Source organism: Pseudomonas sp. PSPC2-3 (assembly GCF_049898265.1).
GTDB lineage: Bacteria > Pseudomonadota > Gammaproteobacteria > Pseudomonadales > Pseudomonadaceae > Aquipseudomonas > Aquipseudomonas veronii.
Window position 1 is genome coordinate 226,362 of record NZ_JAFCXJ010000012.1, and the last position, 22,911, is coordinate 249,272.

20 protein-coding genes and 1 pseudogene are annotated in these 22,911 nt (G+C 62.5%); 6 read left to right on the plus strand and 15 right to left on the minus strand.

What is annotated here, in order from left to right; translation table 11 throughout:
- The first annotated feature begins 225 nt into the window (after positions 1-225).
- Positions 226-582 carry a hypothetical protein gene (locus tag ACP7E3_RS26820; RefSeq protein ID WP_102618689.1) on the plus strand — a complete coding sequence of 119 codons (357 nt, stop codon included), beginning with the start codon at positions 226-228 and terminating at the stop codon, positions 580-582.
- A gap of 55 nt (positions 583-637) precedes the next feature.
- Here ACP7E3_RS26820 and ACP7E3_RS26825 read toward each other — a convergent pair whose 3' ends face one another.
- On the minus strand, positions 638-1,168 hold the full coding sequence (locus ACP7E3_RS26825) for a ferritin-like domain-containing protein (protein ID WP_057006070.1): 531 nt from the start codon (positions 1,166-1,168) through the stop codon (positions 638-640).
- A 176-nt stretch (positions 1,169-1,344) separates the two neighbouring features.
- On the opposite strand from ACP7E3_RS26825, the gene ACP7E3_RS26830 reads away from it, so the two are divergent.
- Positions 1,345-2,235, plus strand: coding sequence for an esterase/lipase family protein (locus ACP7E3_RS26830; protein WP_057006069.1), 891 nt, complete (start codon positions 1,345-1,347; stop codon positions 2,233-2,235).
- A gap of 112 nt (positions 2,236-2,347) precedes the next feature.
- On the opposite strand, the gene ACP7E3_RS26835 is transcribed toward ACP7E3_RS26830, so the two are convergent.
- Positions 2,348-3,235 (minus strand): DMT family transporter, encoded by an 888-nt coding sequence (locus tag ACP7E3_RS26835; RefSeq protein WP_057006068.1) that lies wholly within the window; start codon positions 3,233-3,235, stop codon positions 2,348-2,350.
- A gap of 144 nt (positions 3,236-3,379) precedes the next feature.
- Between ACP7E3_RS26835 and ACP7E3_RS26840 the strand changes: the two genes are divergently transcribed.
- Together ACP7E3_RS26840 and ACP7E3_RS26845 are read left to right on the plus strand one after the other, a co-directional pair.
- Positions 3,380-3,679, plus strand: coding sequence for a PsiF family protein (locus tag ACP7E3_RS26840; RefSeq protein ID WP_017849707.1), 300 nt, complete (start codon positions 3,380-3,382; stop codon positions 3,677-3,679).
- 173 nt (positions 3,680-3,852) lie between these two features.
- Positions 3,853-4,866, plus strand: coding sequence for an AI-2E family transporter (locus ACP7E3_RS26845; protein WP_046384871.1), 1,014 nt, complete (start codon positions 3,853-3,855; stop codon positions 4,864-4,866).
- 139 nt (positions 4,867-5,005) lie between these two features.
- Here the strand turns inward: ACP7E3_RS26845 and ACP7E3_RS26850 are convergent, their stop codons facing one another.
- The gene (locus ACP7E3_RS26850) at positions 5,006-6,274 is read right to left on the minus strand and encodes an Hsp70 family protein (RefSeq protein WP_017849705.1); all 1,269 of its coding nucleotides are present in this window, start codon (positions 6,272-6,274) and stop codon (positions 5,006-5,008) included.
- Between the two features lie 288 nt (positions 6,275-6,562).
- Here ACP7E3_RS26850 and ACP7E3_RS26855 point away from each other — a divergent pair, with 288 nt between their 5' ends.
- Positions 6,563-7,507 carry a DnaJ C-terminal domain-containing protein gene (locus ACP7E3_RS26855; RefSeq protein ID WP_426124919.1) on the plus strand — a complete coding sequence of 315 codons (945 nt, stop codon included), beginning with the start codon at positions 6,563-6,565 and terminating at the stop codon, positions 7,505-7,507.
- 154 nt (positions 7,508-7,661) lie between these two features.
- Here ACP7E3_RS26855 and ureC read toward each other — a convergent pair whose 3' ends face one another.
- From ureC to urtA, 12 genes and pseudogenes are all read right to left on the minus strand, one after another.
- Positions 7,662-9,362 (minus strand): urease subunit alpha, encoded by a 1,701-nt coding sequence (gene ureC, locus ACP7E3_RS26860; RefSeq protein ID WP_057006066.1) that lies wholly within the window; start codon positions 9,360-9,362, stop codon positions 7,662-7,664.
- 113 nt (positions 9,363-9,475) lie between these two features.
- A complete protein-coding gene (locus ACP7E3_RS26865; RefSeq protein ID WP_017849702.1) occupies positions 9,476-9,781 on the minus strand; it encodes an urease subunit beta in 306 nt (101 codons plus the stop codon).
- A complete protein-coding gene (locus ACP7E3_RS26870) occupies positions 9,778-10,311 on the minus strand; it encodes a GNAT family N-acetyltransferase (protein WP_017849701.1) in 534 nt (177 codons plus the stop codon). Before ACP7E3_RS26870 ends, ACP7E3_RS26865 begins: the two co-directional genes overlap by 4 nt.
- A gap of 5 nt (positions 10,312-10,316) precedes the next feature.
- Positions 10,317-10,829, minus strand: a complete 513-nt coding sequence (locus ACP7E3_RS26875) for a GNAT family N-acetyltransferase (RefSeq protein ID WP_046384868.1) — start codon at positions 10,827-10,829, stop codon at positions 10,317-10,319.
- Between the two features lie 9 nt (positions 10,830-10,838).
- Positions 10,839-11,141 (minus strand): urease subunit gamma, encoded by a 303-nt coding sequence (locus ACP7E3_RS26880; RefSeq protein WP_010213535.1) that lies wholly within the window; start codon positions 11,139-11,141, stop codon positions 10,839-10,841.
- Between the two features lie 147 nt (positions 11,142-11,288).
- Positions 11,289-12,128: an urease accessory protein UreD gene (locus ACP7E3_RS26885; protein ID WP_126589075.1), complete on the minus strand. Its 840-nt coding sequence runs from the start codon at positions 12,126-12,128 to the stop codon at positions 11,289-11,291.
- A 30-nt stretch (positions 12,129-12,158) separates the two neighbouring features.
- The gene (urtE, locus tag ACP7E3_RS26890; RefSeq protein ID WP_169881363.1) at positions 12,159-12,857 is read right to left on the minus strand and encodes an urea ABC transporter ATP-binding subunit UrtE; all 699 of its coding nucleotides are present in this window, start codon (positions 12,855-12,857) and stop codon (positions 12,159-12,161) included.
- 22 nt (positions 12,858-12,879) lie between these two features.
- Positions 12,880-12,966, minus strand: a pseudogene (locus tag ACP7E3_RS26895) (outer membrane lipoprotein carrier protein LolA); the annotation flags it as partial.
- Between the two features lie 24 nt (positions 12,967-12,990).
- Positions 12,991-13,839 carry an urea ABC transporter ATP-binding protein UrtD gene (gene urtD / locus ACP7E3_RS26900; protein WP_426124923.1) on the minus strand — a complete coding sequence of 283 codons (849 nt, stop codon included), beginning with the start codon at positions 13,837-13,839 and terminating at the stop codon, positions 12,991-12,993.
- On the minus strand, positions 13,836-14,915 hold the full coding sequence (gene urtC, locus ACP7E3_RS26905) for an urea ABC transporter permease subunit UrtC (protein ID WP_017849696.1): 1,080 nt from the start codon (positions 14,913-14,915) through the stop codon (positions 13,836-13,838). The genes urtD and urtC overlap by 4 nt, the downstream gene beginning before the upstream one ends.
- On the minus strand, positions 14,915-16,417 hold the full coding sequence (gene urtB / locus ACP7E3_RS26910; protein ID WP_017849695.1) for an urea ABC transporter permease subunit UrtB: 1,503 nt from the start codon (positions 16,415-16,417) through the stop codon (positions 14,915-14,917). The genes urtC and urtB overlap by 1 nt, the downstream gene beginning before the upstream one ends.
- A gap of 144 nt (positions 16,418-16,561) precedes the next feature.
- Positions 16,562-17,827 carry an urea ABC transporter substrate-binding protein gene (gene urtA / locus ACP7E3_RS26915; protein WP_017849694.1) on the minus strand — a complete coding sequence of 422 codons (1,266 nt, stop codon included), beginning with the start codon at positions 17,825-17,827 and terminating at the stop codon, positions 16,562-16,564.
- Positions 17,828-18,303: 476 nt separating this feature from the next.
- On the opposite strand from urtA, the gene ACP7E3_RS26920 reads away from it, so the two are divergent.
- Entirely contained in the window at positions 18,304-22,911 is a 4,608-nt protein-coding gene (locus ACP7E3_RS26920) for a DUF4329 domain-containing protein (protein WP_426124926.1), read from the plus strand.

The window sequence follows — 22,911 nt, forward strand, 5'->3', positions numbered from 1 at the left end:
CTTGGTCTTGCGTAGTTCATTTCTGAAACAGTAAATCCGCCCCTGATTCCCCTTATACCTCCTGCGGCGCCTTCTTATAGTCGGCGGTCACAGTCACTTGGAGGTGGACGCGATGCAGGAGCCTTATGTGTTTATCGCCATAAAGGGCGTAGCCGTGGGCGCTTTAGGTAGCCACACCGGTGAGCAAATAGGCTCCCTCCTTTACAAAGTTTCAGGGAGTGGGCAATGACGCCAGAGTCCATCGGTATAGTGTCTGGTGTGTTGATGCTGCTGAGTTTTCCATTAAATTTTTATGTCATTTATACAAGACTTGAAGAGGCCGAAGATTATCTAAAGTTCAGCACATTCGTAGTAACGTTCAAATATAGGTTTGGCGTCGGTCCGCTGGGTGGGAAGTTGAAACGCCTCTTCGCGATTGCCCTCGTCATCCTTATGCCGAGGATTTTTCAATGGCGATACCTCGTGCTCGTTGAGGATGTGAAACGTATTCCAAGAAGTCTCAAACTATGGATAGTCGTTCCCTACCTGCTCACACTGTCGTCCGTGGCGGGGATGGCCCTGTCATGGTTTCTGACGAACTGACGGTCAAAAGGGGAAGCGGTCTAATCCGCTTCCCCCTTTTTAGACGCGCAGTCATTTACAGACTTTCGAGAATATCCGCCATGTCATCCGCATGCTCTTCTTCCTGAGCCAGGATTTCTTCGAACAGGCGGCGGGTGGTCGGGTCTTTGTCACCGATGTACTGGATGATTCCACGGTAGCTGTCGACCGCAATCCGCTCGGCGACGAGGTCTTCGTAGACCATTTCCTTCAAATTGTTGCCGGCCACGTATTGCGCATGGGCGTTCTTCGATAGCAGGTCCGGGTTGAATTCCGGCTCGCCGCCCAACTGCACGATACGTTCGGCGAGTTTGTCGGCGTGTTCGGCTTCCTGGGTCGCATGTTCGAGGAATTCTGCAGCGGCGATCTGCGCCTTCACGCCGCTGGCCATGAAGTAGTGACGCTTGTAGCGCAGCACGCAGACCAGTTCGGTGGCCAGCGAGGCATTGAGCAGGCGAATGATCTCTTCGCGGTCGGCGTTGTAGCCTTCGGTCACGGCGCCGTTTTCGACGTTCTGGCGGGCGCGTTGGCGCAGGGTCGCAACGTCAGTCAGGTTTGCTGCAGTCATCTCAACCTCCTGGGGCTAATCCGGTTTTACGCCACGCTCTGTCGGCGTGATCGCTCCAAGTTGTGAGTCGTGGGCGGGGCAAAAAGTTTTATTGGATTTGCCGGCAGATGTCATCAGCCCGTCGCCGGATTGGGTTAGCCTGCGCTCATCCTTTCTTGATCAAGGACGTTCGCTTCATGTCGCAGTCGTTAGCCACGCGTTACCCCTTGGTGCTGGTGCCGGGCATGCTGGGGTTTGTGCGCCTGGGATTGTTTCCTTACTGGTACGGCATCGTCCCGGCGTTGCGGGCCGGCGGGGCGCAGGTGTTTGCGGTGCAGGTGGCGCCGCTCGATTCCAGCGAGGTGCGTGGCGAGCAGTTGCTCGCGCAAGTCGAGCGGATTCGCCGCGAAACCGGTGCCGACAAGGTCAACCTGATCGGCCACAGCCAGGGTTCGCTCACTGCGCGCTATGCCGCGGCCAAATGTCCGCAGTGGATCGCCTCGGTGACGTCGGTGGCCGGCCCCAACCACGGTTCGGAGCTGGCGGATTATTTCCACACCCATTACCCCCGGGGCAGCGTCAAAGGCCGGATGGTCAGCGCGCTGTTTCATCTGGTCGCCGCCGTCATGAGCCTGCTGGAGACCGGCTACCGAGGCCCGCGCTTCAAGGCCGACCTGCACGCCTCGCACCAGTCGCTGACCAGCGCTGGCGTGGCGGTGTTCAATCGTGAGTATCCCCAGGGATTGCCGCCGACATGGGGCGGGCAGGGCGCCGCAGAGGTCAATGGCGTGCGCTATTACTCATGGTCCGGCACTTTGCAGCCGGGTAAGACCGATCGCGGGCGCAACCTGCTCGATGGCACGAATCGCAGTTGCCGCTTGTTCGCCCGCAGCTTCGTGCGCGAGAAAGGCCAGTGCGATGGCATGGTCGGGCGCTACAGCTCACACCTGGGGACGGTGATCGGCGATGACTACGCCCTCGACCATTTCGATATCGTCAACCAGTCGCTGGGGCTGGTGGGCAAAGGCGCGGAGCCGATACGCTTGTTCGTCGAGCATGCGCAGAGGCTCAAGGCGGCTGGGGTGTAGCAGATGCACCGCGTTATCGTTCATCGGGGGCAAGCCCCCTCCCACAGTTGACCGAGGCGCCAGGGCGAACGCGGTCCACTGTGGGAGGGGGCTTGCCCCCGATAGCGATAGCTCAGGCAACGCCCAGCTTACGCCCGACCGGCGTAGTCCAGCGCTCCGACAAAATCACCCCGCCCAACGTCAGCAGCCCGCCCACCAGGTGATACAGCGCCAACGCTTCCTTCAACACCAGCGCCGCGATCAGCGCGGTAATCAGCGGCAGCAGGTTGAAAAACAACGTGGTGCGGCTCGGCCCCAGGGTTTTCACCGAGTGCATCCAGGCCAATGGTGCGAGCATCGAGGCCAACAGGCAGGCGTACAGCACCAACGGAATATTCGCCCAGCCCAGCCCGGCTTTTGCCGAGTACAGAAACAGCGGAAACAGCACCACCACGGCCACCAGCACCTGCAGATACAGCAACACCAACGGCGGCAGGCGCAGCTGCCATTTTTTCAGCAAGGTGCTGTAGACCGCGTAGGCCAGGGTGGCGACCAGCATCATCGCGTCGCCCAGGTTGACCCCGTGTTGCAGCAGCGTGCCCAGGCTACCGGACGACACCACCACCGCCACGCCAGCGAACGACAGCACCGCGCCGCTCAGCGCGCCGAAGGTCAGGCGTTGGCCGAGGCTGATGATCGCCGCCGTCAACGCCATCAATGGCATCAGCGACAGGATGATGCCCATGTTGGTGGCGCTGGTCAGCGACGCGGCGTAATAGGCCAGGCTTTGATACACCGCCATGCCCAGCACGCCGAGGATAAAAATCTTGCCCAGGTTCGGGCGGATGATCGGCCACTGGGCAATCACCGGCTTGAGCATGAACGGGGTAAACAGCAGCGCCGCGAGCAACCAGCGGTAGAAGCCGATTTCAGCGGGGAAGATCGAACCCACGGCCAGTTTGTTGACCACGGTGTTGCCGGCCCAGATGAAAATGGCCAGCAGGGGATACGCGTATTGCATTGAAAACAACCCAAGGTGTTGGTGAGACGGGAGTATGGCGCAGTACCGACGGGCGAACATCCGTAGTCGGTGAAGATGTTACAAGGTTTGGCTACACTCCTCCGTAGGCCGCGCCCTCCGGTGCGGTAACAGGGAGAAAACTCCATGAAGATGCTGCGAATTCCGTTGTTGATGATGGGCCTGCTGCTGTGTTCCCAAGGCTTTGCCGCTACCGCCCAGCAAAATAAAATGACCACCTGCAATGCCGAGGCCACCACCAAGACGCTCAAAGGCGACGAGCGCAAAGCGTTCATGAAAACCTGCCTGTCGGCGCCCGCCGCCAATGATGCGAAGACGCTGACCCCGCAGCAGCAGAAGATGAAAGATTGCAATGCGTCGGCGAAAACCAAGGCGCTGACCGGCGATGCGCGCAAGACGTTCATGAGCACCTGTCTCAAAGGCTGATCGCGCGTTCGCGTTCGCTGAAGATCAAATGTGGGCGGCTGGCTGGGCCCCCCGGTCTACCTGAAGGGCCAGCCCGCTCCCACGCTTGATCGCATTGACTACCGATCCACTCGCTTGATTGCCTCAAGGCTGGCAGACTGCCCATCCTTTAACGCCGTTCGTTTTGAGGCTGTATGCCAACGTTTTCTCAGCGTCACGTGTTATTGCTGGCCAGTTACATCATCATTTTCGGCGGATTACTGCTGGTTCTGCCGCTGAAGTTGCTGCCCAGCCTGCTGGCCGGGCTGTTGGTATTTGAACTGGTCAACATGCTTACCCCTCAACTGCAACGGCTGATCGAAGGTCGGCGTGCGCGCTGGCTGGCCGTGGCCTTGCTCGGCACCCTGATCGTCAGCGTGTTGACCCTGATCTTTGCCGGCGCGATCAGCTTCCTGCTCCACGAAGCGGAAAACCCCGGGGCCTCCCTCGACAAATTCATGGGCGTGGTCGACCGCGCGCGCGGCCAGTTGCCGCCGTTCCTCGACGCTTACCTGCCCGCCAGCGCCGCCGAATTCCGGGTGGCCATCGGCGACTGGATCAGCAAACACCTCAGCGATCTGCAATTGGTGGGCAAAGATGCCGCCCACATGTTCGTCACCCTGCTGATCGGCATGGTGCTCGGCGCGATCATGGCGCTGCAGCGCATCCCCGACCTGACCAAGCGCAAACCCCTGGCTGCCGCGCTGTTCGATCGTCTGCACCTGTTGGTCCAGGCGTTTCGCAACATCGTCTTCGCACAAATCAAGATCGCCGCCCTCAACACCGTGTTTACCGCCGTGTTCCTCGCCGTGGTGCTGCCGCTGTGCGGGATTCACCTGCCGCTGACCAAGACCCTGATCGTGCTGACCTTCCTGCTCGGCCTGCTGCCGGTGATCGGCAACCTGATGTCCAACACCCTGATCACCATCGTCGCGCTGTCGCTGTCGATCTGGGTCGCGGTGGCGGCGCTGGGGTATTTGATCGTGATCCACAAGGTCGAGTACTTCCTCAATGCGCGCATCGTCGGCGGGCAGATCAGTGCCAAGTCGTGGGAATTGTTGCTGGCGATGCTGGTATTCGAAGCCGCGTTCGGCCTGCCGGGGGTGGTGGCGGGGCCGATTTACTATGCGTACCTGAAGAGTGAGCTGAAGCTCGGCGGGATGGTCTGAGGAGGGAGGACACTGCTCTGCTGTAGGAGCGAGCTTGCTCGCGAAAAACCCAAGAGCGCCGCGCGCCGTCAGACAGCCCGCGTTATCGTTGGCGTCCTTCGCGAGCGAGCTCGCTCCTACAGGGGGCAGTGCGACGGTATCAGCTGCCGTAGCGCTTACTGGCCTCGATCGCCAACCCGCTGCCGATACTGCCGAAGATATTCCCTTCCACATGCCGCGCATTCGGCAGCATCGCCGAGATGCTGTGGCGCAGCGCCGGAATGCCGCTGGAACCGCCGGTAAAGAACACCGTGTCCACCTGCGCCACATCCACCGACGCGTCGCTGAGCAATTGGGTGACGCTGTTGCGCACGCGCTCCAGCAGCCCGTCGATGGCCGACTCGAACAACGTGCGGCTCAGGTCCACGCTCAACCCTGGCTCCACCCGGTCGAGCAGCACATGGCGGCTGTCTTCGTGGGTCAGCTGGATCTTGGTTTCTTCGACTTCCATCGCCAACCAGTGTCCGGCACGCTGTTCGATCAGCTTGAACAGGCGGTCGATGCCGCCGGTGTCTTCGATGTCGTAGCGCATGCTGCCCAGGGCCAACTGGGATTTTTGCGAGTACACCGAGTTGATGGTGTGCCAGGTGGCCAGGTTCATGTGATGGCTGGTGGGCATGTACGCGCCGCTTTTCATGCGGCTGCCGTAGCCGAACAGCGGCATCATGCCGGCCAGCGAGAGTTGTTTGTCGAAGTCGGTACCGCCGATGTGTACGCCGCCGGTGGCGAGGATGTCGTCGTGGCGGTTGTCGTTGTGGCGACGGTCCGGCGACAGGCGCACCAGCGAGAAGTCCGAGGTACCGCCGCCGATGTCGACAATCAGTACCAGCTCTTCTTTTTCGATGGTGGACTCGTAGTCGAAGGCCGCGGCAATCGGTTCGTACTGGAACGAGATGTCCTTGAAGCCGATCTTGCGCGCCACGTCGACCAAGGTGTTCTCGGCTTCCTGGTCGGCCATCGGGTCGTCATCGACGAAAAACACCGGGCGACCCAGCACCACTTCTTCGAACTCGCGGCCGGCGGTGGCTTCGGCGCGGCTCTTGAGTTGGCCGATAAACAGCGCGAGCAAGTCGGTGAACGGCATCGCGGTGCCCAGCACGCTGGTGTCGTGCTTGATCAGCTTGGAACCCAGCAGGCTCTTGAGCGAGCGCATCAGCCGGCCTTCGTAGTTCTCCAGGTATTCGTGCAGCGCCAGGCGACCGTAGACCGGGCGGCGCTCCTCGAAGTTGAAGAACACCACCGACGGCAAGGTGATTTTGTCGTCCTCCAGCGCGATAAGCGTTTCCATGCCGGGGCGAATCCAGCCGACGGTGGAGTTGGACGTGCCGAAGTCGATGCCGCAGGCACGGGCTGGGGATGGGTTTTTCATGTCTATCGGGTTCCGGTTGAAAAACGGCCGCGCAGTGTATGCCACCCGCGTGCAGATGCGTAGGCCGACGATCTGTTAAATAGCCGGCGGCGCGCCTTGAAAGAGCGGGGTTTGCCCCCAACTTGTCCAGCATACGGTCGGCGGCTGCAAGGTTATTCGTGCGGTGCCGATAAACTACTCAGACGCATCCATCGGCTTGGGATTGAGTTCAGTCAATCCAAACGCTGCAAACCGGCGCATGCTGTGCCCTTGGCTGTGCGATATCGATGACGGAGGGTGACCCCCCAGATGGACTTTAAAGACTATTACAAGATCCTTGGCGTGGAGCCGACAGCGGACGACAAGGCAATCAAGGCCGCCTATCGCAAGCTGGCGCGCAAATATCACCCGGACGTGAGCAAGGAAAAAGACGCCGAAGCCAAGTTCAAGGACGCGTCCGAAGCCTATGAAGCGCTGAAAAGTGCCGACAAGCGTGCCGAGTACGACGAGCTGCGCAAATACGGCCAGCACGGCCAGCCGTTCCAGGGCCCACCGGGCTGGCAGAGCCGTGGCGGCTATGGCGGCGGCCAGGACACGGGCGACTTCTCGGACTTCTTCAGTTCGATCTTCGGCGGGCGCGGCGATGCGTTCGGCGGCGGTCAGCGCCGCAGTACCGGACGCAAGGGCCAGGACGTGGAGATGCAACTGTCGGTGTTTCTTGAGGAGACGCTGTCGACCGAGTCCAAGCAGATCAGCTTCCAGGTGCCGCAATACGACGCCTCGGGCCGGCATGTCAGCAACACCACCAAGAGCCTGAACGTGAAGATCCCTGCCGGGGTGACCGACGGCGAGCGCATCCGCCTCAAGGGCCAGGGCGCGCCGGGCGTTGGCGGCGGGGCCAATGGTGATCTGTACCTGATCGTCAAGTTCGCGCCGCACCCCAAGTTCGAGGTCGAAGGCGAAAACCTGGTGATCACCGTACCGGTGGCACCGTGGGAGCTGGCGTTGGGCACCGAAGTCGCGGTGCCGACCCTGACCGGCAAGATCAACCTCAAGGTCCCGGCCGGCAGCCAGAACGGCCAGCGCATGCGCGCCAAGGGCCATGGCCTGCTGAACAAGAGTGGCCAGCGCGGTTACCTGTTCATCCAGCTCAAAGTGGTGATGCCCAAAGAAGCCAGCGAGGAGGTGCTCGGGTTGTGGAAGGCGCTGGCCGACAGCGCCGCCTTCGATCCGCGCAAAGGCTGGAACACCTGACCCGCCAGGGCGGCGGTCTTGCAGAGTTAGGCCCAGGCCCGTGGGGGCCATGAATAAGCTGCTCATTTTTACAATGAGGCGCTATTCATGGCCCACGCTCAAGCCCCACTCCCTCCCGGCGATAGGGCGCCGCGCCAGCGTGGCGTAGGGCGCTTCAGAACAGAAAGTAGCGCTGCGCCATCGGCAGCACATCCGCCGGCTCACACCACAGCAACACGCCGTCGGCCTTGACCTGATACGTCTGCGGGTCCACCTCGATGTGCGGCAGGTAGTCGTTGTGGATCAGGTCGGTTTTCTGCACGTCGCGGCAGCCCTTGACCACTGCGATCTGCTTCTTCAGGCCCAAGGCTTGCGGCAAGCCGGCGTCCGCGGCGGCCTGGCTGATAAAGGTCAGGCTGGTGGCGTGCAGGGCGCTGCCGAAGCTGGCGAACATCGGCCGGTAGTGGACCGGCTGCGGCGTGGGAATCGAGGCGTTGGCATCACCCATCAGGCTTGAGGCAATCGCGCCGCCCTTGAGGATCAGCGTCGGCTTGATGCCGAAGAACGCCGGCCGCCACAGCACCAGATCAGCCCATTTGCCGACTTCGATGGAACCGACGATATGGCTGATGCCATGGGTGATCGCCGGGTTGATGGTGTACTTGGCGATGTAGCGCTTGGCCCGGAAGTTGTCGTTGCCGGGGCCGTCGCCGGGCAGGGCGCCGCGCTGTTTTTTCATCTTGTCGGCGGTTTGCCAGGTGCGCGTGATCACTTCGCCGACGCGGCCCATGGCCTGGCTGTCGGAGCTGATCATCGAGAACGCGCCGAGGTCGTGCAGGATGTCTTCGGCGGCGATGGTCTCGCGGCGGATGCGGCTTTCGGCGAAGGCCACGTCTTCGGCGATGCTCGGGTCGAGGTGATGGCAGACCATCAACATGTCCAGGTGCTCGTCGATGGTGTTGCGCGTGAACGGCCGCGTCGGGTTGGTCGAGCTGGGCAGCACGTTGGGGAAGCCGCAGGCCTTGATGATGTCCGGTGCGTGGCCGCCGCCGGCGCCTTCGGTGTGGTAGGTGTGGATGGTGCGGCCCTTGAGCGCGGCCAGCGTGGTTTCGACGAAGCCGGACTCGTTGAGGGTGTCGCTGTGAATCGCCACCTGCACATCGTATTGGTCGGCGACGTTCAGGCAGTTGTCGATGCTCGCGGGCGTGGTGCCCCAGTCTTCATGCAGCTTCAAACCGATGGCGCCGGCCTTGACCTGCTCGATCAACGGCTCCGGCAGGCTGGCGTTGCCCTTGCCGGTGAAACCGATGTTCATCGGGAACGAGTCGCTGGCCTGCAGCATGCGCGCCAGGTGCCACGGGCCGGAGGTGCAGGTGGTCGCGTTAGTGCCGGTGGCCGGGCCGGTGCCGCCGCCGATCAGGGTGGTGACGCCGCTGGTCAGTGCCTCTTCGATCTGCTGCGGGCAGATGAAATGCACGTGGCTGTCGATGCCGCCGGCGGTGAGGATCATGCCTTCACCGGCGATCACTTCGGTGCTGGCGCCGATGGCCATGGTCACGCCGGGCTGGATATCCGGGTTGCCGGCCTTGCCGATGGCGTGGATGCGGCCGTTCTTGAGGCCGACGTCGGCCTTGACGATGCCCCAGTGGTCGATGATCAGCGCGTTGGTGATCAACGTGTCGACCACTTCATGGGCGAGCAATTGGCTCTGGCCCTGGCCATCGCGGATGACCTTGCCGCCGCCGAATTTGACCTCTTCGCCATAGACGGTGAAGTCCTGCTCCACTTCGACGAACAACTCGGTGTCGGCCAGGCGGACCTTGTCGCCGACGGTGGGGCCGTACATGTCGGCGTAGGCTTGGCGGCTGATTTTCATGTGTGGTTGCCCTGAAAAATTTATGTTGAATGTGAGTCAGCTATCGGGGGCAAGCCCCCTCCCACATGGGAATGCGTTCCAACTGTGGGAGGGGGCTTGCCCCCGATGAGGCCCTAAAGGTCGCCCATGATCCGCCCGGCAAACCCGAACACCCGCCGCCCACCGCCGAAGTCGACCAACTCGACCTCACGGCTCTGCCCCGGCTCGAAGCGCACCGCGGTGCCCGCCGGGATATTCAGGCGCATGCCGCGGCTCAATGCGCGGTCGAAGGTCAGCGCGTCATTGGTCTCGAAAAAGTGATAGTGCGAGCCCACCTGGATCGGCCGGTCGCCGCTGTTGGCCACGCTCAGGCTGACGGTGCGGCGGCCGACGTTGAGTTCGATGTCGCCAGGCTGGATCTGAAATTCACCAGGAATCATGCAGGTTGCCCCAGGGTCTTGTAGTAGATGGCGGTCGGGCTGTAGCGCCCGTCCGGGCTTTGGCAGTAATCGGGCAGTTCACCGACCTTGGTGTAGCGCAGCGCCTGGTAGAAGGCTTCGGCCTCGGAGCCGGCTTCGGTGTCCAGGTACAGCAGGCCGCGCTTGTGTTGGCGCGCGGCGAGTTCCAGGGCGTGCATCAACTGGTGGCCCAGGCCGTGGCGGCGGGCGCTGCTGTGGACCAGCAGTTTTTGCACTTCGGCGCGGTTCAGACCGTTGGCTTTCTGGCACAGCGCCAGTTGCACGCTGGCGATCACCCGCTCGTCGCGCACCACCACCCACAGCAACAGGCTGGCGTCTTCGATGCTCGCTTGCACGCCGTGCAAATACGCGCGGGCCTGGGCCTCATCGAAGTCGGCCATGAAGCCGATCGACGCGCCGTGCCTGACCGCATCCAGCAACAGCTCGATCAAGCCCTGGCGATAGTGGGCAAAACTTTCAGCATTGACTCGACGCAGTTGCGCGGCGTTCATCGATCTCACTCCTGGGGCGGTTCGGCGCCCGGATTCAAGGTCAGTTGCATAAAGGTCAGGTCGAGCCAGCGGCCGAATTTGATGCCCACTTGCGGCATCTGCCCGGTGGTGCTGAAACCCAGGCGCTCATGCAGGCGGAGCGAGGCCTGGTTGCCGCTTTCAATGGCGGCGACCATCACGTGTTTACCGCCGGCGCGCGCGCGTTCGATCAGGGTTTGCATCAGGCGTGGGCCGAGGCCTTTGCCGCGCTGATCGTTGCGCACGTACACCGAGTGCTCGACGCTGTAGCGAAAACCCTCGAAGGGGCGCCAGTCGCCGAACGAGGCGTAGCCCGTCACTTCGTGGTTTTCCACCGCGACAAGGATCGGGTAGCGCTGCGCCTGGCGCGCAGTGAACCAGGCCAGGCGGTTAGCCAGATCCACCGGCTGTTCGTTCCAGATCGCCGTGGTGTTCAGCACCGCGTCGTTGTAGATGTCGCGGATCGCTGGCAGGTCTTGCTCGGTTGCATCACGAATCATGGCTGGGCCTCACGCGATGGGTTGGTGGACGGTCACCAGTTTGGTGCCATCGGGGAAGGTGGCTTCCACCTGGATATCCGGGATCATCTCCGGGATGCCTTCCATCACCTGCTCGCGGCTGAGCAGGGTGGTGCCAAAGTGCATCAGGTCGGCCACGGTACGGCCGTCGCGGGCGCCTTCCATCAGCGCGGCGGAGATGTAGGCGATGGTTTCCGGGTAGTTGAGCTTCACGCCGCGCGCCAGGCGCCGTTCGGCAACTAAGCCTGCGGTGAAGATCAGCAGTTTGTCTTTTTCCCGTGGGGTCAGGTCCATGGTTCAAGGTCCTTCATAAAATGCATTCTTAAATACAATGGAGATCAAGTGTGGGAGGGGGCTTGCCCCCGATAGCAGAGTGTCAGGCAATGCATCTGTAACTGACCCACCGCCATCGGGGGCAAGCCCCCTCCCACATGTTGATCTTCATGTGCTCCAGATTCGCGGTGCTACGGCCTCTCGGCCCAGCACCGCCGGGCGCAACAGCCGCCATAAATCAATCAACCAGCCCCGCGCCAGCAGCGCCTCGCTGGCCAGGCAGCGGGCGACCAGCAAGCCGGGCAGTTGGGTCAGGTCGCCGCGCACCGCATGGGGCAGCGAGCGGCAGTGTTCGAGTAATTCAGGCTCGATATCACCGGTCAGCAACAAGGTGGCGAATACCGGTTGTCCGTCCAGGCCGATCGGTGAGTCGAGCAAGCCATCGTCGCCCACAATGCGCTGGCGTTCGTGCCAGAGCAACTGGCCGTCGCGGCGGATATCCAGGTGCGATTGAAAGTGCCCGAGGTCGAAGCGCTCGCCGCTGGCCGGGCGGCCGAGGGCGACCACGTCCCAGTACAACAGCCGCGCATCGCCGTGCAGCGCGATGCGTGTGCTGAGTTCGGCCTGGGCGGCGCTGAACACGATGGTTTCCTGAGGCAGCCATTCCAGGGTGGCGCCGGCCTCGACGCTCAGCTCCAGTTGCTGAAACGCCGGGCCGCTGGCGCGGTACCACTTGGCCGCGCCAGGGCTGGTCAATTGCGCCCAGGCGCCCGCGGCGACGTGGGCGCGGATGTCCAGGCGGTCGCCGCCGGCTATGCCACCGGGCGGATGCACGATGATGTGCTGGCACACCTCGGGGCCTTCGGCGTACAGGTGTTTCTGCACGCGCAGCGGGCCGAGGTGGCGGCGCATCACCGGGCGCGTGGTGGCGCCGAAACGCGCGTAGCCGAGTTCCAGCTCGGCGTGCCAGCTGGGGGTGAACAGGGCAGTGGAAACGGGCAGGTTCATGGCGTGTGCTTATCGTTAGGACGCTACAGATTAGATGGTTACGAGACCGCGCACACCGTCGCGTTCCATATTTTCGCCACGGCCTTGCTGGACGATTTCCCCGCGTGACATCACCAGGTACTGGTCGGCCAGTTCGGCGGCAAAGTCGTAGAACTGCTCCACCAACAGGATCGCCATGTCGCCACGGGCCGCGAGCTTCTTGATCACCGCCGCGATCTCCTTGATCACCGACGGCTGGATACCTTCGGTCGGCTCATCGAGAATCAACAGGCGCGGCCGGCTGGCCAGGGCGCGGCCGATCGCCAGTTGCTGTTGCTGGCCGCCGGACAAATCGCCCCCGCGGCGGTACTTCATTTGCAGCAGCACCGGGAACAGTTCGTAGATAAACCCCGGCACTTCCCTGGCCTCGGCGCCGGGAAAGCGCGACAGGCCCATCAGCAGGTTTTCTTCCACGGTCAGCCGCCCGAAAATCTCGCGGCCCTGGGGCACGTAGGCGATCCCGGCGTGAACGCGCTGGTGCGGCTTGAAACCGGTGATGGCCTTGCCTTCCCAGTTCACCGCGCCCTCTTTGGCGGGCAACAGGCCCATCAGGCACTTGAGCAGGGTGGTCTTGCCCACGCCGTTACGGCCGAGCAGGCAGGTGACTTCGCCGACCTGCACCTCGAATGAAAGCCCGCGCAGGATGTGGCTACCGCCGTAATACTGGTGCAACTTGTCGACTTGCAGCATTCTCAAAACCTCCTCTATTCCCTGTAGGAGCGAGCTTGCTCGCGAAAAACCTGAGGGCGCCGCGTGCATTCAGGCTGCCCGCGTTATCGTTAACGATTTTCGCGAGCAAGCTCGCTCCTACAAAAAAGCGAACTCAGCGCCCGAGGTATACCTCGATCACGCGCTCGTTTTCCTGCACCTGTTCCAGCGACCCTTCAGCCAGCACGCTGCCCTGGTGCAACACGGTCACATGGTCGGCAATCGAACCGACAAACCCCATGTCGTGCTCCACCACCATCAGCGAGTGCTTGCCGGCCAGGCGCTTGAACAGTTCGGCGGTGAATACGGTTTCGGCGTCGGTCATACCCGCCACCGGTTCGTCGAGCAGCAACAGTTGCGGGTCTTGCATCAGCAGCATGCCGATTTCCAGGAACTGTTTCTGGCCGTGGGACAGCAGGCCGGCCGGGCGATGCACCGAGGCGGTGAGTCGGATGGTGTCGAGCACTTCATCGATGCGGTCCTTCTGTTCCCCGCTCAGGCGTGCGCGCAGGCTGGCCCACACCGACTTGTCGGTCTTCTGCGCCAGCTCCAGGTTTTCGAACACGCTCAAGGCTTCGAACACCGTGGGTTTCTGGAACTTGCGGCCAATGCCGGCCTGGGCGATCTGCACTTCGCTCATCGCGGTCAGGTCGAGGGTTTCGCCGAACCAGGCGTTGCCGTGGCTGGGCCGGGTCTTGCCGGTGATCACGTCCATCAGCGTGGTTTTGCCGGCGCCGTTGGGGCCGATGATGCAGCGCAGTTCGCCGACGCCGATGTAGAGGTTCAAGGCGTTGAGTGCCTTGAAACCGTCGAAGCTGACGCTGATGTCTTCCAGGGTCAGGATCGTGCCGTGGCGCGTATCGAGGCCCGTGCCGGCGGCCTGGCCGATGCCGATCGCATCGCGGCCGTTGCCGGTGTCGAGAATAGGTTCGAGCATAAATTCCGCCGTCGCAGTCACTCTCATTGTTCACCCCGTTTCTTCAACAGGCCGATCACACCCTTGGGCAAATACAGGGTGACGATGATGAACAACGCCCCCAGGAAGAACAGCCAGTACTCTGGGAACGCCACGGTGAACCAGCTCTTCATGCCGTTGACCACCCCGGCGCCGAGCAGCGGCCCGATCAAGGTGCCGCGCCCACCCAGGGCCACCCACACGGCGGCTTCGATGGAATTGGTTGGCGACATTTCGCTGGGGTTGATGATGCCCACCTGCGGCACGTACAACGCCCCCGCCAAGCCGCACAGCACTGCGCTCAACACCCACACGAACAGCTTGAAACCGCGCGGGTCGTAGCCGCAGAACATCAGGCGGTTCTCGGCATCGCGCAAGGCGGTCAACACCCGGCCGAACTTGCTGCGGGCCAGGCGCCAGCCGATGTACAGGCTGCTCACCAGCAACAGCACGGTGGCGGCAAACAACACCGCGCGCGTGCCCGGTTCGGTGATGCCGAAGCCGAGGATGCTGCGGAAGTTGGTGAAGCCGTTATTGCCGCCGAACCCGGTCTCGTTGCGAAAGAACAACAGCATCCCGGCGAAGGTCAGCGCCTGGGTCATGATCGAGAAATACACGCCCTTGATCCGCGAGCGGAAGGCGAAGAAGCCGAACACCAGCGCCAGCAACCCCGGCGCCAGCACCACCAGGCACAGTGCCCAGAGGAAGTGCTCGGTGCCGACCCAGTACCAGGGCAATTCGGTCCACGACAAAAAGGTCATGAACGCCGGCAACTCGTCGCCGGAGGCCTGGCGCATCAGGTACATGCCCATGGCATAACCGCCGAGGGCGAAGAACAGGCCGTGGCCGAGGGACAGCATCCCGGCGTAACCCCACACCAGGTCGAGCGCGAGGGCGACGATGGCGTAGCAGAGGATCTTGCCCACCAGCGTCAGGGTGTAGGCCGAGACATGCAGCGCGTTGTCCGCTGGCAGCAGCGACAGCAACGGCAGCGCCAGCAGCACGCCGAGGATCAGCGCGCCGACGGCAATCGTCAGCTTGGGGCCGGCCTTTTGCGTGGCCGTGAGCATCAATGGCTGGTTCATCAGTCGATCACCCGTCCTTTCAGTGCGAAGAGGCCTTGCGGGCGTTTCTGGATAAACAGAATGATCAGCGCAAGGATCAGGATCTTGCCGAGCACGGCGCCGATCTGTGGTTCGAGGATCTTGTTGGCGATCCCCAGGCCGAACGCGGCCATCACGCTACCGGCCAATTGGCCGACACCGCCGAGCACCACGACCAGGAAGGAGTCGATGATGTAGCTCTGGCCCAGGTCGGGGCCGACGTTGCCGATCTGGCTCAGCGCCACACCGCCGAGCCCGGCGATGCCGGAGCCCAGGCCAAAGGCGAGCATGTCCACGCGCCCGGTGGGCACGCCGCAGCAGGCGGCCATGTTGCGGTTCTGGGTGACGGCGCGCACGTTGAGGCCCAGGCGCGTCTTGTTGAGCAGCAGCCACGTCAGCACCACCACGCACAGGGCGAAGGCGATGATCACGATGCGGTTGTACGGCAACACCAGGTTGGGCAGCACTTGAATGCCGCCGGACAGCCACGCGGGGTTGGCCACTTCGACGTTCTGCGCGCCGAACACCAGGCGCACCAGTTGGATCAGCATCAGGCTGATGCCCCAGGTGGCGAGCAGGGTTTCCAGGGGGCGGCCGTACAGGTGACGAATCACCGTGCGCTCCAGGGCCATGCCGATGGCGGCGGTGACGAAAAACGCCACCGGCAGTGCGATCAGCGGGTAGAACTCGATGGCGTGCGGCACGTAGCGCTGCATCAGCAACTGCACCACATAGGTGGAATAAGCGCCGAGCATCAGCATCTCGCCGTGGGCCATGTTGATCACGCCCAGCAGGCCGAACGTGATCGCCAGGCCCAGGGCCGCGAGCAGCAGGATCGAACCGAGGGACATGCCGCTGAAGGCCTGGCCGAGCAGCTCGCCCAGCATCAGTTTGCGCTTGACCTGGGCCAGGCTGGTCTCGGCGGCGGTATGCACGGCGGCGTCGGTTTCCACGCCGGGGGCGAGCAGGGTTTCCAGGCGTGTGCGCGCCAACGGGTCGCCGGTGCTGCCGAGCAGACGCACGGCGGCCAAACGCACCAGCGGGTCGCTGTCCACCAGTTGCAGGTTGGCCAGGGCCAGGCTGAGGGCGCTGTGTACCTCCTCGACGGTTTCGGCGGCGACACGCTGGTCGAGGAACTTGAGCTGCGCCGGTTGTGCGGTTTTTTGCAGGGTCTGCGCGGCGGCCAGGCGTACCTTGGGGTCGGCGGCGAGCAGTTGCAGGCTGGCCTGTACGTTGTCGATCAGACCGCGCAGGCGGTTGTTCAGGCGCACGGTCTTGGTTTCACCGTTGACCGTCAGTTGGCCTTGTTGCAGCGCGTCCACCAACTCGATGCGCGCCGGGTCGGGCTGGGCGGCCCAGTCCTGCAGCAGTTTGGCTTGTTGCGTCGGGTTGGCGGCGAGGAAGTCTTCGGCGTCGCCGGCGTGTGCGCCAACAGGCAGCAACAGCAAGGCCGTGAGGATCAAGCGGTAGAGGGCAGTGGGCATAACAAAATGTCCTGAGCATGCACGGGTCGGCTTTATGTGGGAGGGAGCTTGCTCCCGATAGCGGTGGGTCAGGCAATGCATGTGCTGACTGATCCACCGCTATCGGGGGCAAGCCCCCTCCCACATGTCGATCTGCGCTGGGGCTTAGTTACTTTTCACGGCGTAATCAGGTTTTTTGTCGTTGCCGGGAATGTACGGGCTCCATGGCTGTGCGCGGATCGGTTCCTGGGTCTGCCACACCACCGAGAACTGCCCGTCGGCCTGGATCTCACCGATCATCACCGGCTTGTGCAGGTGGTGGTTGGTCTTGTCCATGGTCAGGGTGAAACCCGACGGCGCGGCGAAGGTCTGGCCGGCGAGGGCTTCACGCACTTTGTCGACGTCGGTGGACTTGGCCTTCTCCGCCGCCTGCGCCCACATATGAATGCCCACGTAGGTGGCTTCCATCGGGTCGTTGGTCACGGCTTTGTCCGCGCCCGGCAGGTTGTGTTTCTTGGCGTAGGCTTTCCAGTCGGCGACGAATTTGGTGTTCACCGGGTTCTCTACCGACTGGAAGTAGTTCCAGGCGGCGAGGTTGCCCACCAGCGGCTTGGTGTCGATGCCGCGCAGTTCTTCTTCGCCCACCGAGAACGCCACCACCGGCACGTCGGTGGCTTTGAGGCCCTGGTTGGCCAGCTCTTTGTAGAACGGCACGTTGGAGTCGCCGTTCACGGTGGAGATCACCGCGGTCTTGCCGCCCGCCGAGAATTTCTTGATGTTGGCGACGATGGTCTGGTAATCGGCGTGGCCGAACGGGGTGTAGACCTCTTCGATGTCTTTATCCGCGACGCCTTTGGAATGCAGGAACGAACGCAGGATCTTGTTGGTGGTGCGCGGGTACACGTAGTCGGTGCCCAGCAGGAAGAAGCGCTTGGCGCTGCCGCCTTCTTCGCTCATCAGGTATTCCACCGCCGGGATCGCCTGCTGGTTTGGCGCTGCACCGGTATAGAACACGTTCGGCGACATCTCTTCGCCTTCGTATTGCACTGGGTAGAACAGCAGGCCGTTGAGTTCTTCGAACACCGGCAATACCGATTTGCGCGACACCGAGGTCCAGCAGCCGAATACCACGGCGACCTTGTCCTGGGTCAGCAACTGCCGGCTCTTTTCCGCGAACAGCGGCCAGTTCGACGCCGGGTCTACCACCACCGGTTCCAGCATCTTGCCGTTCACACCGCCCTTGGCGTTGATCTCGTCGATGGTCATCAGCGCCATGTCTTTGAGCGAGGTTTCGGAGATGGCCATGGTGCCGGACAACGAATGCAGGATGCCGACCTTGATGGTCTCGGCGGCCTGCACAGTCCAGGTCATGCCCATGGCGACAATCGATGCCGATAGGGTGAAAGCCTTGAGCAAACTACGACGCTTCATGGTGCGATCTCCGGGGATTTGATTTTTTTAGTGGCAGAGTTGGAAGCTGAAGAGTGCATAGCAAGGCCTGTGCCTAAGGCCCGAAACCTCCACTTAAATCGTCACGCTGGGTGTCGCGGGCAAGCCTGGTGCACCGCTTTGGCTCGCGGTCGCAGGGTCGTGCAGGCGGGAGCCCCGAAAGAGGGCATGGAGATGCGGTGCCACGCTGCTGTCCGGGTCTTCCGGGATTCGCGCTTTGCATTCAATACACGGGAGAGCCACTGCATCGATGCGCGCTTTGACATGCTCGCGAAACGCGATGCAGTAATGGCCTCACTGGCGTGTGCGATTGGGTGTTTGTGACAGTACTTTTCGTACAGGGCCTAAATAAGTCATACCTATCTACCGTCTCTGAACGAGCGGTGTACTCCATCTTTGAAGGGGTGCGTCACGGCGATTATTTGCCAGGACGCACGCTTTCTTCGATGAGGTGAAACATGAATGACTTTACGGAACTGCCGCAACAAACCCCTGGACATATACCGGTCCTTCCGGCGCTCAGCCCGTTGTTTATGTCGGCCGACGATGCCGCCCGTTGGGCTTATGAGCGGATCGACTACTCGGTGGCCGACAAGGAATACGGGGGTGCCATTCTTAAACAAGGCAACCGCTACTTCGCCACGACGCCAATCGCTGACCAGCAGTTGACCTTCGATCATCGGATCTTGCTGGCCACGGATGCCGACGACAACTTCATCGCGCCAAACGGCTACAGTTGCGAGGCGCTTTACCATTCTCACCCGCCGAACCTGGAGCAGGTGAAAGCGAGAAACCCCGGGATTAGCGATGATCATGCTTCGATGATGATCAGTTTTTTTTCGCCTGCGGACCTGAGTTTTATCATTGAGCACCGCAGCTCGGTGCGCGCTCATTATTTGTGCGGCCCCGAGGGCTCGCTGCTTAAGTACACAACCTCGGGTTCGGCGGCGGAGGTCCTGCTGAGAAAGCGCCTTCTCGGCGAGGAGCCGTTCCCGGCTTCTGCGGATCGGGAGTCATTGATCTGGATGACCGCCGATGCCGGCGACCTGCGGGTAGTGGTGCCCAACCGCCAATGGGGAGGCGTGCGTGGGCAGATGAAGCGGGGTTGGAGAGTCAATGCCGCCGTGACGCAAGTGACCCAGGAGCAGCCATTTTTCACCCAGGTATTCGCACAGCCTGAATTGGCCGTGATGGCGGCGCTAGCCCTGTCGGCGTCGGCGGCTGGCGAGTATGCCTTCGGGTTTGTACTGAAACACACCCAAAGCGAAAGTTACATCGCGACCTACCCCGAGCTCGCGCCCAGGGCATTGTTCTCTGCCGCCGGGCTCTTCCCCGAGCAAGCCTCCGGCAAACTGAAGCTGCCCTCCAACTTTCGGCTCGAAGCCCTCTACTACCGCTCTAAAGCCACGCCAACGGACATCCCCGAAAACGAGTCCTGGTTGTATGCCACATTCCCGACCCCTGCGGAGCTGGTGGCGGCCATCGTGCAGTCAGAAGCGACCCGGGACATACAGAACAAAAGCCGAGTTTTGCGCCTTTACATCGAAACCTCGGATGACGCACTGCTTGAGCTCAAGGTGCCAGCGCCCAGTGATGCCGGTGCGCTGGTCAACACCGGCGACGATGGCGTGCTCGGTGACAATGGCGCCCAGGCCGCGCTGAAGGCCGGCAGCCTCAGCCCGCGTGACTATGTGCGCCGGGTGATTGCCGCGACGTCGGTGTCAGTGGTCCAGGCCGGCTTGCTCTGGCGTGTCGTCGGCCCGCTGGACAACCGTTCGGCGGTGTTGAACGGTTTCTATCAGGCGGTATTGAGCCCGCCCTTTATTTCTGCCCACGACGCAGCGGTGTATGCCCACGAGCAGATCGGCCCAAGACGTGAGCGAACCTACGGCGGCTATGTACTCAAGGACAAAGAAGGCCGCTTCTTTATCACCCAGCCCCTGGCCAGCGACGCCAACCCGTTTGCCCTCAGGCTGTTTTTTCCGACGGAACTACCCGGTCCGTTGATCCCTCCCGAGGCTTACGCGATTCACGGCCGCTACGGCTCCCACCCGGCGCTGTCGATGGTCGACCCCGGCTGGGTCAATCAGCGCAACTGGACGCGCGAAGACGCCCTCATCAACCTGCAGATTTTTGGCACCGCCCAAATCTACGATGTGATCCAGTCGGGGCGCCCGGCGTATATGTCGGCTGCCGAGGACTGCCTGCTGGCGTACACCCCGAGCGGCTCCACGCATGAGGCATTGGTGTCTGCCGGCGCTGCGCCGCAACCGGCCGGCAGCGTGCTGCAAAAACGTTTGGACAGCGGTCTGTTCAAACCCGCGCTGTGGGTCACCCGGTTGGCTGAGGCGGGTGACTTGCGGGTGATCCAAGGCAATGTGTTATGGGGCCCGCGTTCGCCGATCTACAAAGACTGGACGCCCTCTTTCGAGTACGCGCCCAGAACCGGCGCTCCCGACTATGTGACCTATGGCGCGCTGTTCGGCACGGCAGACGAAGCCGCCCGCGATCTGCATGCGCGGGTCCATGGGCGCAACCTGCCGGAGCAGGCGTACTTTGCGTTTATCCTCAAGCACCGGGACAAGGCGTTGTACCTGGCCACCGAGGTGGTGGGCGTCAATGAACGGGTCAAGCTGTTCAATCTCAACAGCGTGTTTGCGCCGACAGAAGACAATGACTATCGGTTTCCCGCTGGGTTTTCGCTCTGCGGGCTATTTCGTTCGCAGCAATGGCAACCGACCGGGCTGTCGCCATCCAGTGCCTGGCTGACCCGCTATTTTGTGATGCCGATGGTGTTGTACGAGGCGCTGTACGAGAGCCAGCGCAGAGGGGTGAAGTACAACGGCGGTAGAAACCTGCCGGTGTACTTTTCAACGCAGGAGGGAGCCCTGTTGAGATTCGTCGCGCTGCCATTTCGCGTGGGCGGCGGCGGGCCGGTGGAAAGTGCCTTTGAACAGGCCGCCAGCGCATTGGCCTCCGGTGAAAAGACGACGCAGACCTTTGTCAGGGAGTGGGCCAACAGCGGCGAGCTCTACGTGGTGCGTACCAGCCAATGCTGGGACCAGCAAGGGCGGGTGTCGCGCACCTGGACGGGTTACGAACACCTGACCCGCCGTCGCGTGGGGCCCGCGTTTGCCAACCCGGACGATGCGGCACGGTATGCCGCGGGCATTGTCGGTGAGGGCCGGCGCCGCACCTATGGCGGCGTCCTGCTCAGGCTGCCCGATGGTGTGTTCGTCGCGACTGATCCGCTGGTGGTGCCGCCCCAGGGCTTTGCGCTGAACTGGATTTATCCCGACCCGGCGATCGCGCAAGGGCTGTACCCGCCGGGAAGTATCATCGTCGCGCGTTACCGCTCGGTGCTCAAGCAAGAGACACAGATACTGTTTTCGGCCACGCAAAAGGCGGTCTACCAGAGCATGTTGCCCACGAGCGTGCTGTCGAACCTGCTGTTCCGTGAAGTCCACATCAAGCGCGAATATGTGTTTGGCCCCGAGGGGGGCATCCTGCGTTATCAACTGACGGGGTCGGCGGAGGAGGAGGCGCTCAAGCTGACGTTGGCGCCGTTGAACCTGGTCAGGGGGGATGTGGCCGACAATGAAGTCGAACGGCAACTGCGCAGCGGAACGCTGCTCCCGGTCGACTTCGTCACGCAGGTGGCGAAGGCCGGCGATCTGCGGGTGGTCAACGGCAACCGCCTGTGGGGCCACCCGCGACGGTTGAGCGGGCCGTTCGTGCCGGACTTGGCCGAGGTCGCGGCGCTGGCGATCAAGCAGGTGTTTGCCGATGCGCCGTGCGGTCCGCTCTTTACCCAGGCTTACGACGCCGTGCGTCATGTGCAGCGAGTGTCGTCGCCGCAGGCACAGGTGCAGTTCGGTTATGTACTCAAGGATGCGCGGAAAAACCTGTACATGACGACCTTGCCGTTGGTGCGCGCCGATTACACGCGTTTCGAACAGGTCTTCGTCGATGGCCTGTTGCCCCAGGGGTATACGCTGGATGGCTTGTATCTGTGCGCCTCCACCGTGGCGATTGCGCCGGCGAGCGATGACATGGCGCTGAGTTTCTTCTCGCCCCAGGTACTGGCCGGCGCGGTCAATTTTCTCAGCAACCTGGCCGGCAACGGTGCCCTGCCGCTCTACCTGCTGTGCGCCGACGGCGCGCTGCTGAGGTATTCCTTGCGAAAGCACGAGGGGCAAGCGCTGAGCAGCGAGGCCCGAACGCTCGGACCGCAGTTGCTCGAAGGCGCCTCCAGCGTCGCCGACTACGTGCGCGGGCTCGCGACCAAGGGCGACTTGTATGTGCGTGTCAGGAGCACGGTGTGGGGCAAGGAACAAAGCGTCACCGCGCAGTGGCAACCCAAGGCCGCGCCCTGGCCCGCCCAGGACAACCCACACTTCCTGTCCTTTTGCGGGCCGCTGTTCGGTCATGCCGACGACGCCGCGCGCTGGGCCGAAAAACAGCTGGGCGGCTTCAAGGGCCGCGAATACCTCGGCGCCGTGCTGGCGCCGCCAAAGGCGCGGGGGCTCGTGGCGCTTGAGCCGGTGGAGGATCACCGTGCGTGGTTGGTGGACACGATTTCACAGCTGTTCTGGTTCGGTCATCTCGGCTTTGATATCACCCCCGATCACCCGCTGTTCTTCTACACCATCAAAGCGCTCCAGGCGTTTTACAAAGTCATCCCTTTGGGCCTGAATCTATCGTCGCTGGATCAGCGGTTGCTGGACAATTTTGCCGACAAAAATGATCTGCGCCTGTACCTGGACATCATCCGCAGTAACCGTCCGGTCGCCGAGAGTGTCTACCTGGCGTGTCGCGGCGGTGCGCTCCTGAAGTATGTGCCGGGTTTCACGGCGGACGAGACGCGACTGCTGAGTGTCGACTCGTCGCCTTCGCCCAGCGTGCTGGTCAGCGGCTTGCGCGCGGCCGGCACGTTGAGTGTGTTGGAAACCGATACCTTCTGGACGCGACCGGGGGCGCTGGGGGCGGAATGGCAGGTCAAGGACGTACTCGCCGAGCCGGACCCGCAAGCCGTGCTGTACGGCCGGGACAAAGACGAACTCTGA